The following is an 11,136-nucleotide window of genomic DNA, read 5'->3' on the forward strand; positions in this document are numbered from 1 at the left end:
CCAGATTAACTATCAGAAGTGATGGAAGATACCCAAGATTCCGGACTTAACCTGCAAAATTTCTGTTTAATTCCTTAGAACTAGGGTGTCATAGCAGATATAACGGATAATCCTAGAAGGTAAAGGTGTTATCCAGTACATTAGTCGTTATGAATGAGTCAGTGGATATTGAAGCAGTTAGAGCTGAAGCACTAAGAAAACTGGGGAGAAACATAGTTAATTTTTCAAAAATCGAAGCAGCATTCAAACACTTGCTTTCAGTAAGCCAATTAGAGGGGACTGGAAAAACAATCTCAGATCAGTTACGTAAGAATCAAACCAGACTCCAAAAACAAACCTTGGGTACGTTAGTTCAGGAATTTAATAAAAATATTTTGGGAGATGCTAGTCAAACTGAGCCTACACCAGACTTCTCTGGGGTAGGGATTTCTCTCTCATTTAAGGTTACTTCTAAAAATCCAGATTTCTTAAAAAAACAAAAACGCAAACTTACTAACATTGTAGGTGAGCGAAACAAATTAATTCATCAACAACTAGCGTTTCTTGATACCAGTTCTGTAGAAGATTACTACAATTTGATTACCCTTTTAGACGAACAAAATCCCAAACTATTAGCTCAACTTGAAGAACTAAGGTGGATCATAGAGTCTTTAAGAGAGGGTTTGAAAACCTTTGAGGATTTGTCTAAATCACCAGATTTTCTTTAAAGCCTACAATCTAACCAATCTAATGCCTAAGCTTAATACTGCATGGCAGTGGACGGTCGAAAGCCGCTAGTCTGTCGTTCGCGGTTATCTGCCGCCGCTGCATTTTGCCGTTCTACCGCTATGTAGGCGACATAAGCTACAGGTTGTAATCAAATAAAGGCTAATCATTAGAGGTTGTAATTGCAACTTCTAGAGATTGCAGGTACGATTTATGGCTGGAGTGTAAAGTCTGACTGCTAGATTCACAGTTTGAAATCTAATTTCGCGATCGCATTGTATCCTTCAACTCAATCCTATAGAGACGCACCCGATAAAAGGACCAGTTGCGATCGCACTATTCTAAATTAGTGGATATAATACCCAATTGGAACTTGAAAACAGTAGTCACTACTTATTCCAACAAATCCAGAGTCTGTGTTAACTGCTCTTGAATTTCTTTTAATTTTGTTCGCGTTTTGGTCAACTGATTGCGCCGCTCAATCCCAAAACGAGCTTCAATATTTCGCGAGTCATTATCGTGGCTCAGATGAATAACCTTTACTCTTCCGGCTGACCCAAAAATCTTTTCTCTCGCTGCCAGTTTATTGTACAAATAAACTTTCCTCCCACGTTTAACACTGTAAGAGTGAACCTCTGAACCAATGGGCGCGATATAAGCATTCTCAAACTGACCCAATCTCTCTTTGACTTCCTCAAATGCAACTTGAATTTCACTAATTAAATTATTGATTTCCAGCGAGTCAAGATTCTGAGAACAGCCCCGATTTTTCAACATTCTGATTGCCGCTTCCGAACGGGTCAGACGAATCGTTTCATGATTTTCACCCCAAATAAATTCCAACTCTTCATCTGCACTCCCGGCAGATCCGCACGTTCGATAGTTTGGGCAGTCCCCTGGATCTAATCCTGGTTGCTGCATCATTACTCCACAGTCAAACGAAAGTCCGCACCGTTTTGACATGATTTTGGCTGAATATGTTCTAGCTAATATTTTAAAATTAATAGCTAGAACAAAATACTACCGAAACTAGACTGCTTTTATGGAGCGATCGCCATTAAGCCCCTCTTAGTGGATTCTAGGAGGGGCTTGCATTGCATGGGTACTGTTACTACCCATTACCAGACACAGCAGGTTCGTTGCCGGGGCGATGGTAAAACTTCATTAATCCGGAGGATTAAGGAACATCTCCATGAAGGTTTTGATGAGGGATTCTGGATAACCCTTTCCTCGTAAAGCTTTGGCAACCTCATTTGGAGATAGTCCGCGTTTTATCATTGAAGTTATTTCGGACACTACATGAGCCATGAAAGTCATTGAGTCAAGCAGACAAAGATCGACTAAACTTTTGTCGTATCCTTGCAGTACAAGGATGTCGTATGCCTGCTCTGATGTCTTCCCTTTTAAAAGAAGGTCACAATACTTTCCAAGGATCTCATCGATAAGCCTGTCTCTTTCGTTCAACTCCATAATTTCCTCACAAGGATAAGTGCTGCGATAGTTGAGAGGAGTTGACACGATAGTGGAAGCTAGTCGCAGTGTGTTGATTTTATTTGCTTATATTTTAACATCTCAATCAAAGACAAAGACTCTCCAGAATACGCTGTGAGGTCTTTGCATCCAATAAGATCACTAAGAGCCTAAATTGCTGAATTACTGAATTAAGGACCAATTTGTATGGGAAAGTGCGCTGCCAGAATGTAAGGTTAGCGAGGGTTAGCGATCGCACTTTTAATTTAAACCAACGCTTCAGTAATTTAGATATTTGTGGGAGCTGTTGCCGTTATTATCTGTTTTTCAAAGTCACCAGTACCGCCCTTACTTCCCCGTCTCTATTAGGAAGCGTTGCCCAACGAGAAATCAACTTTTTGAGGCAGTGCGATCACTCTATTCGAGGTTAGCCCAGACAAATCCCTATTAAGTTCCAATTGGGACGGATTGCTTCAGAGGAAAGAGAAGACATCGCCGTTCACTACTTCATACAACAACCAGTTGCGATCGCTCTCTTAAACAAAGGCGTTCGCCATTAGGTCTGCCTCCTGCTCAAGTAATTTAAGTTCCCAATTCGCTACTGCTCCATGAAGCCCTTGGAGTTGGCTGTGACTATGAGTTGATTCAGTTACGACGTAAGCTTTACCCTCAAATTCCACCCGCTGACCGGGGATGAACGAGGGTTCGGGTGCGTGGTTCGCTGCCCGGAATGACTTACTTTCCGCTAACAATCGGGCTTCAGCCGACTCCTTTTTTTTGCGAATCTGCCCCCTCTCCTCTTCGGAGAGTCCCAGCCAGATGCCGTCTTTGATTTGACGGATTTCCTCAACGGAGTAATACCAGTCCTCGTAAAAGTTCGATAAATAGTCGATCTTATACATCTCAAGAGTTTCTGTTTCCGTCGCAGCTAGCAATTTCTGCTGAATTTCAGTAATCGCTGGTTGAAGATGTACGGGAATTTCGGCAAGCCTGCGTCTATCCTCCTCCATCTTTCTGCGTCCGTCCTTCTCCATCTTTCTAAGTTCCTTTTGTCTGGCGTCAGGAATTGATGTCCAAATTTCGCGCTTCATCTCTTGAGGGAACCGCTTTAACTTCTCGAATACCGCCGTGACCAGCCCTGGAGTGTTGACCCATTTCAACACCCGAACAGCCGTCTCAACCTTTGTTTCCCCTGCCCCCCGTACCGCCGCGCTCCCCTCGCTCCCCTCGTTTATAGATTGGGGAGAAGTTTGGTAGTCACCATCGGTATTTAAATACTCTTTATTACCGGAGGTGACTACGGTATCACAACTTGATACATTTTGAAGTTCAGCCTGTTCTCGTGCAGCCTGTTCTTGTGCTGCCTGTTCTCGTTCAGCCTGTTCTCGTGCCAATGTTTCTGCTGCCGCTTTATCTCGTGCCAGCCACGCCGCGAACACTTCCTCGCGCCCGTCCTTTGGGTCTACAAACCCGTAGACTCGTTTCTGCTGACCTCTCTCCCCTTCCTTGCAAAGGTACTCCAATTTCAGACCAAGCGTGTCCAGCAACTTTTGAACAATTGATATCGGTGACTCTTCCTCGCCTATACTGATGCCCAGCGCTTTCTTTATCTGCCACTTGTTAGCTTTTGCCTTCTCAGACATTGCCTGAAGGTCATCATCACCAGCTTTAAATCTCCGTTCTCTATCTAACAAGTTGGGCACACCCAAATTTTCTAAGGTGGCAATTCGTGAACAGATAAGTGACTTATTTAGGTCGGGAATCCACGCCGCACCCTCTCCCTGTTGTTTGATGGCATCCAGCCGTTTCTTATCTCGCGGCAGAAGATGTTCTCTGCCTAAAGTGAGGTAGTAGTGCATCTGTATGTGAGGATGCCAGCCCTCATCATCCTTGGTTACTAGGTCTGGCGATACAGGGATTCCGTATCGTAGCGACAGAGAGTGCTTACGTTCCTCGTAGCGTTCCGATTTAGTTTTGGATCGCTTTTCCTTTAGCTCCTGATATTGTTCCTGAGTTATTTCAGAAGAGTCGGCAATCTCTTTTGTCTCTTTAAACCACTCAACCTCCCGAAGGTTGTCAAGCATTTCCCAAGTGTCAAAGCCATCTGAGCAATCAACGGTAGAAACTCGGTGCCCTTCAGTTGTTAAATTATCAAGAATCGACTCCCGATAAGATAGCATCCCCGAATTTACCCTGGCAGCCATTTTCGCCCAAGTTCTCAGACTTACTGGATCGAAATTGGTATCAACGTCTACATCCTGAAAGTCGGCATTTTTAAGGATGGCAATGTTACTCTTTGCCAGTTTGTTTTCACTCGCCAGCAAACTGTTGATACTGATAGAGCCGTTGCCAATTTTCCCTAGTCCGTAAGGAACTACCCAGATGTGGCGATCTACAGGTTCCCGAACTCGCGCCAATGCTTGTCGTGCCGAACTTTCTGGTACAACGCCCTGAAAAATTCCCCAAACCGAAGTGAAGTGATTTCTGATATCAATGCTCACCCCCGTTTCAAGTGAGGGTGAGCATAGCACGATGTCATAATTGAGCAATATTTCATTTAGTCGAGTGGTGCATCCGAAGGCAGGGTGATTGGGGTCTGAGATGGTTTCAGAATCAATCCTGAGAACCTTTTTGTCTGGGAATTCCTGATTAAGCATTGCCTCAAGAATTCGGGTTCCGAATGCACTTTTAACCTTTTGTGCGGTGCAGTAAACAAAAGGTCGCCCTCCTTCGGAGATGTCATTTTTAAGCGCCTCTACTAAACTCGCTGCGGTCTTATCGGCGTAATGAAAAACATTCCACCCTTCAGGCTTGAATGTATTTTCAACGATCCACGGGTCAACATTGACTCCGGCTAACTCTCGCACATAATCAATTGATACGTCGCTAAGGTCAGCGTCGCTCAAAATTACTTGTCCAGTTTCGCTTGTGAGTGCGTTGGTGATTAAGGTTTTAAATTCTTTTAAGATTGGAACGCGATTGCGTTGACAAGTGCTGGAGTTCAACAAGTGCCAAATAACTTGTTCGCATTCGTCAATAATTACAACGCCATTTCGCCAAGTTTCAGCGCTGAATTTTGCCTGAGATTTTTGGTGCAGAGAATCTACGCATAGCCCAAATCCCAGAAGTTTACCAGTCGGGCAATCGCTAACTTCAGTAACGTAAGGGAGACACAGCCTTCTGCATAGCTCCATCCCAAGCTGCACCCGATGGGTCAGGACTAATACCCATTTACCCTGCATCATTGCGTCATGCACCATTTGGGCGATAAATTCAGTTTTTCCCCCTCCTTTCGGGGCTTTGATTCCAAGTAATTTGGCATTGGGGGGGATATACGGCTTGCCTACATATTGTTGATTTAATGCAACATTTACTGGGTAAGTGAGTTGAGTGTAAGAACGCACTTGCCATTCTTCCAGTAATAGAGCCGAGTCGTAGTATTTTTCAAAAGCTGCGACCCCATGCGCTACCAAAAAATCATCGACACCTTTCTGAGGTTCATCCCAAGTAATCACATGAACTGGGCAACCCTGTTTCCGAAGCAAAAGCCCCATCTGAGTAGTTGCATTGTTGACCGCCCGAATAGTCTTCCGGTTCTGGTCTTTGTCAAAGACGATATAGATCGGATGATCCTTAAAAATCTCCAGCTCCGGAATTAACTTACGACTGCCTACTGGAGTTCCAAACTCATCCTTGGGTTGACGATACCCGCCGTTGATTCCAGGCAATGCAACCGCTGCGAACCCAGCCGATAATAACGATGCTGTCTTTTTCGCGCCCTCTGTGACGCAGACCGGAATTTTATTATCTAGAACCCATTTCCAAAAACCAGTGTCCTCACGCCTTTTAAGCTGTTTCCCCAGGACTTGAGTTTTTAACTTAGGAAATTTACTAGGACGATCGCTTTCGACAATCTTTAAGGATTTAAAACCTTTCTGCACTGTGGGTAGTTGTGAAACCCGTTCCCAAAACTCATCCTCCAACCCATATCGCCGTGCAATTTTGTGAGCTAATCTAAAACTGATTCTTGGGAAGAATGCTCGTGTGGGTAGCAGGGGTGGATGCTCGTACTTAATCAATCTCCCATCGTCGAGGCGTTTGGGGAAATCGGGTTTAAAGCCACCCCAGTCCATTGGCTTCCAGTCATCCAATGGATCTAAACCGCTGCACCACCAGCCGCCTTTCTCGATATGCTCGTATCTGCGAAGCATCCACAAGGGAACTCGACCAGTATTCGTTCGCTCTATTTTTGGGGAGTAGAGCAACTGCTCGTGAGGCTGGTATCCTTTGAGCGATCGCACGTTCAGTTCGATGAGATCGTCATGGATTCCACTGGCTTGTAGTTCTTTACGGTGGCGTGGGTTCAACATCCTTGTTCTCTCCTGCGTGGGGTAGGGAGAGAATTTAGCCCACCATTACTAAATCAGCTTGCTTGCCACTGGTGCATGAACAAGCATTTCGATGCTAAATTAGAAGTATCGACAATCGTAGTTACGATTGAACGCAACTGGTTGCTAATAAAATAGGTTCTCCCTGCCAAGTTTGAATCGCTATTTTATTAGGGCTAAATTCTCTCGATTTTTCTCGTTTGTTTTAGAGCATAGGCTCTCTGTTTTTTACTAATTGCGTGAAAGGCTGTTCGCCAGCTTCAATGGCAGACAGTGTTTTACGCTTTCTCTTTTTGACTACCTCCTTGTGATGATGACTTAGTGGGTTCAACGGCTGAGTTATTTTTCGCTTGCCTGGAATCTAGCTGTTTAAGGTATGTGTCCAGGGCGCGGCGCACGATTTCAGAATGGGAGATCCGAGCTTGCCGTGCGGCAGCCGTAAGTCGTGCTTTTTGGTGCGGGTCTATCCACTGAGTTATTCTCAGGCTTTTGGTTGCCATTTTTAGTTTTTATACGCCTTGCTAGCATATTCGATTATATGTCAGTGTATCAGAAAAAAAGGAGGCTTTCATGGTGTCTCCAGAACCCCCAAGCTTCTTCAACACTTTACTTACTAAATAGATTTCAATGTTTATTTTTGAAAGATAGCTTTTTTGAGAACCTTAATCTTTTCTTTAATGTCTCAAACGTATAGCGGGTATGGGTTTGTGGGCACACAAGTAGCACTTAAACTTGGCATACTTGTCTGGTTGCTTATATATACTTGTATATACAAATATATATTTAATGGCGATTTTAGCTTTTGCATCCCAACGGATGTAGTGCCATATTTGACCCCTATATTTTTAGTTTTTTAAAGTCTGAAACTGTTGCAGTGATTGCCTTTTATGAATTTCTTTATTTTTTATAAATTGACTGAAAGTAATGAATCGTTACAAAAAGCTTAGGTCTTTTTGGTAGGTATCCCGAACTCAACAACTTCAAGGTTGAAGTGGGGGCAGGCCTACAGTGGAGCATGGCCAAACTCTTCAAACCCCGTTAGTTTCCTTGTTTTATTGGGGAAGTTGCGACCATCAGTCATTTTTCTTAGCGGGGGATTCTTTAAGACGTTCTCCAAGCAACTTAGTGAAATCTTCGGATTCTACTAACTGCTCTACCCGCTCCTTAACCACCTCAGTCATGGTTAGCCCCTTGAGCTGACAGTAGAGTTTAAATTTTTCCTTCAATTCAGCGGGCAAGTAAAGCCGAATTATCTCCTGCCCATCCCGTTTTTCTGGCATCCAAAATATATCCAAAATACCTGAATCCATAGTACCTACAGTAGTGTTCTAAACTAAAGGGGCATTATGTGTCTTGACACATTTGTACCCTACAATTACTATAACACTTATAGACGCATCACGGCACTAGAGGTACTTTCGCTGTACTAAAGGCGGCGAATACTTTTCTACCTCAAAGTGAATGCCTTGGACGCTGACTGAACAAGACTTTCAAGCTAATTACGCAAGGAATTAATTGCAATGACGATATCCGTAGACAGACCGTTTAACGGTTTCGGTCATCCACCCAACGTCCTCTTGAGGAAAAAAGTTGTGTTGGATGGCGGAAACCGATATCTAAAGTTTTTTGATCCTCTAAATCGAGTGCGAGTTATCCCCTCGAATATCAAACAACTAGAGAGCTGGGAAGACGCTCAGCCTGATGAAAAATCTGTTGTTGTCGGGTTTGAGGAACAGCGTTATGCCATTGGTCAGGTAGCGATTGAACTAGGAGGTCAACCAGTTTTTGAGGGGAATAAATGCGACCTCGCTTGGTTGTTGGCATTAGTTGCAATTGAACCCAATCCAGGTCAAAGTTCAGTTCTAATCGAGACGATGGTAGTTGCACTACCGGACTCTCGAAATCAACAAGCGATTGCAGCCATTAAGCGAATTGAAGGGATAAAAGAATTCAGTCGCAATGGCATTGACTTGGTAGCCAACGTGAAGAAGGTTGAGCCAGTTGATGAGTGCTTCCCTGCTTACAAGTTCGCAAAAACTAAAGGATTGTTCAGAGCGCCCAATAAAATTAATGGCATCCTTGACCTTGGTGGGGGGACTGGCATTGGTCGATTGTTTACCAGTAACGGCACACTAATCCGAGGTGCCGATGTAATCCTTCCCGGCACGTTCAAATTAGCGGCACATATTGCAGCAGCTTTAACTCCGCAACTAGGGCATTCTGCAAACTTGGGGCTAATTATGGATGCTATCGAAAATGGCTCTTTCTGCTACGGAAGTACAGAAATTAACTTTGAGCCAATTTATCAGAAGTCCCGTGAGCAGTGGATTAGCGAGATTCGTAGTAAGTTGAAAATTGCTTGGACAACGCAGATTTCTGACTTGGGTGAAGTGTTAATTATCGGGGGTTCTGCAACACTCGCGCAGCCGTTAGTCGAAGCAACCAAGCAGCGGTTTAAGGTTGCATTCCATCCCAGCGTTCCCAATTTCAGCCAGCTAATTAGTGTTTATGGAATGGGGATGGAATAGTTAAAATGGCAACCCAAATTCGTGTAGTTCTTTCTTCTGAAGTCAAGCCAATCGCTGACGAGATTAAACAGGTAACTTGTTGCGGAAGTACCAGCGAAGTCATTTCACTTATCTTGAGCCGTTACGGTCGTCACTTCATTAACTGGTGGCTCACGAATCCACATCAAGCCGAGTCAGTTTCTTCTGGAAACTTATTAAATGACTTTGCAATTCCACAGCCAGATGTTGACCTGTCAAGCCCAATCGAACTTTAACTATTTCGTGTCAGTAAGTCAGCGGCATGAAGTTTCTCAGGCATCCTCCGCTGACTACTGGCTCCCACACAACCGAAGTAATGGAGACATTTCAATGATGACAGATTATGAAGTTGGATTCCCCGATGGGCAGTACATCGCGTTCGGAGTTGACTTAGACGCAGCGATTGAATTAGCCGATGCATTCCACAAGAACCTCGACCCCCAGCCAATCATCGAGCGCATCGAAGACGCAGAAGTTCGGGGGGTAGCTCAACGAATTACCCAGAACCTTTTAAACCATTCAGGCAGAGGAAAAAGGAATTCAACCGACTCCATCAATTGGGGCTATGTCACAGAGAGAGTCCGCCGCTACAACCAGAAACCCTCAGATGACCTGCTGTACAGAATTGGCACTCACTGCGATGTTCTGATATCAGAAGACCAAGATTTAATTCAACGCCATCAACAAGGCTCTCTCAATCCAGAGCAACGCTTTCGGGTCTTGAACTGGATTGTCTGCTGGGGGCTTGAAATTGAAGGTGACTTAGGGTTATTGATTTTTGGACGAAATCAACTTCAAGAATGGTTGGAGCGATCGCAACAAAGTTACCCAGATTTTGAGTTTTACCTAGCGTTTGAGTTTCTTCAAAAAGAACAATCAGGGGTGGAGGCTGGTATCTGTTTCACCCTGCACTGGATTCCTCAACCAGGCGCACCAGAACCGAGCGTGGAATGCGATTTCCCCTGGAAATTTTATTGGGAACCGGGCGATATGTTCTGGAACGATTGGATGTCTGGTGGCAATCAATTTGAGTTCTGCCTGGAGTGCTATCCAAATCAGGAGAGTTTCGCCTCGCCCAATTCGTTCTGTGAACAAGGCGATCGCTACACCACTCTCACCGACGAAGAAGCGGATTTAATGTCTGTTGCTCAAGTCCTAGGACATTTCGCAGCAGTTCCGGCTTGAAGAATCATGAAACACGCGATAGTGCTTGCAATTAGAGGGATTCTGTTAGCCCCTAGCTTTCACCTGGGCAGCGCCAGAATGTTCTTCCACCGAATCAGAAACGGGATGTACCAGAGGGAGATTAACCAATGAAAGATTACATCGGACTTGTTTTGATTTTGGCTGGAGTCGGGTTTTACTTCATGACAAAGCAGCCACAAACCGATCCTAAAGATTTAGTCATTGAACAGCAGTATCAGCGCATCCAAACACTTGAAGCTGAACAGCGAGGAATGGAAAGAGCGCTCGGATTGAGTCGATAAACCACAAGCGAACGCTCTGTCATTGCAGGGCATTCGCACATTACTTGATTAAGGAGTCATCATGGATTTTCCATCAAATAAAAGCACTGCTATCGTCAAGTACGAAGGGAAAAAATCTGGTATCCACAAAGTACATTCGCTAGATAAAAACCTGGTCGGGTTGACTAAGAATTACTTCGGCATTGACCTTGAACAGCTTCCGAACATGACCGACCAGCAGTTAGCAGAGTTTGCTGATAGAGCTGCTGCGATGGACAGACTCATCGAAGTGCTACCAATACTCGAAAAACACTTCAAAACCCTGATTGAAGGGCAGGTTATTTACGAACAATTTGTAGCCAACATTCAGAAGGATGCCGCTGCCGCTGCCAAGAAAATCGACCAACAGATTCTCAATGTATTCCTAGCAGGAAAAAGCTACCAGCAGCACGTTCGGATGATGGGTGAGAAAGCAGCAAACGGTGTCAGGCTGTTAGATGCAGAAGGACGCAGCGCCCTCATGCTCGAACGAATGGACTTCCAAACAGCGTTGCAAATTGT

Annotated in this window: 11 protein-coding genes; 6 read left to right on the plus strand and 5 right to left on the minus strand. The window is 44.4% G+C overall.

The genetic code is table 11. The annotated features are described in order from the left end of the window. Positions 1-161: 161 nt before the first annotated feature. Positions 162-707 carry a hypothetical protein gene (locus NDI44_RS27000; RefSeq protein WP_348235335.1) on the plus strand — a complete coding sequence of 182 codons (546 nt, stop codon included), beginning with the start codon at positions 162-164 and terminating at the stop codon, positions 705-707. A gap of 391 nt (positions 708-1,098) precedes the next feature. Here NDI44_RS27000 and NDI44_RS27005 read toward each other — a convergent pair whose 3' ends face one another. The 5 genes from NDI44_RS27005 to NDI44_RS27025 form a co-directional block, all read right to left on the minus strand. Further along, entirely contained in the window at positions 1,099-1,668 is a 570-nt protein-coding gene (locus NDI44_RS27005; RefSeq protein ID WP_190416333.1) for a hypothetical protein, read from the minus strand. Between the two features lie 201 nt (positions 1,669-1,869). Continuing rightward, positions 1,870-2,175, minus strand: a complete 306-nt coding sequence (locus NDI44_RS27010) for a hypothetical protein (RefSeq protein WP_190416334.1) — start codon at positions 2,173-2,175, stop codon at positions 1,870-1,872. 536 nt (positions 2,176-2,711) lie between these two features. Continuing rightward, on the minus strand, positions 2,712-6,545 hold the full coding sequence (locus tag NDI44_RS27015) for a plasmid replication protein, CyRepA1 family (protein WP_190416335.1): 3,834 nt from the start codon (positions 6,543-6,545) through the stop codon (positions 2,712-2,714). A gap of 296 nt (positions 6,546-6,841) precedes the next feature. Then, positions 6,842-7,063 carry a CopG family transcriptional regulator gene (locus NDI44_RS27020; protein ID WP_190416336.1) on the minus strand — a complete coding sequence of 74 codons (222 nt, stop codon included), beginning with the start codon at positions 7,061-7,063 and terminating at the stop codon, positions 6,842-6,844. Between the two features lie 573 nt (positions 7,064-7,636). Then, on the minus strand, positions 7,637-7,873 hold the full coding sequence (locus NDI44_RS27025; protein WP_242037230.1) for a hypothetical protein: 237 nt from the start codon (positions 7,871-7,873) through the stop codon (positions 7,637-7,639). Between the two features lie 210 nt (positions 7,874-8,083). Here NDI44_RS27025 and NDI44_RS27030 point away from each other — a divergent pair, with 210 nt between their 5' ends. The 5 genes from NDI44_RS27030 to NDI44_RS27050 all read left to right on the plus strand — a co-directional run. Next, the gene (locus NDI44_RS27030) at positions 8,084-9,091 is read left to right on the plus strand and encodes a ParM/StbA family protein (RefSeq protein WP_190416337.1); all 1,008 of its coding nucleotides are present in this window, start codon (positions 8,084-8,086) and stop codon (positions 9,089-9,091) included. Between the two features lie 5 nt (positions 9,092-9,096). Beyond that, positions 9,097-9,345 (plus strand): hypothetical protein, encoded by a 249-nt coding sequence (locus tag NDI44_RS27035; RefSeq protein ID WP_190416338.1) that lies wholly within the window; start codon positions 9,097-9,099, stop codon positions 9,343-9,345. 94 nt (positions 9,346-9,439) lie between these two features. Beyond that, complete coding sequence (locus NDI44_RS27040) at positions 9,440-10,294, plus strand: hypothetical protein (protein ID WP_190416339.1); 855 nt, start codon at positions 9,440-9,442, stop codon at positions 10,292-10,294. Between the two features lie 128 nt (positions 10,295-10,422). Beyond that, entirely contained in the window at positions 10,423-10,596 is a 174-nt protein-coding gene (locus tag NDI44_RS27045) for a hypothetical protein (protein WP_190416340.1), read from the plus strand. 61 nt (positions 10,597-10,657) lie between these two features. Then, positions 10,658-11,136: hypothetical protein (locus NDI44_RS27050; RefSeq protein ID WP_190416341.1), on the plus strand; the 479-nt coding region annotated here is incomplete at its 3' end.

The organism is Trichocoleus sp. DQ-A3 (assembly GCF_039961975.1).
Classification (GTDB): domain Bacteria; phylum Cyanobacteriota; class Cyanobacteriia; order Cyanobacteriales; family FACHB-T130; genus FACHB-T130.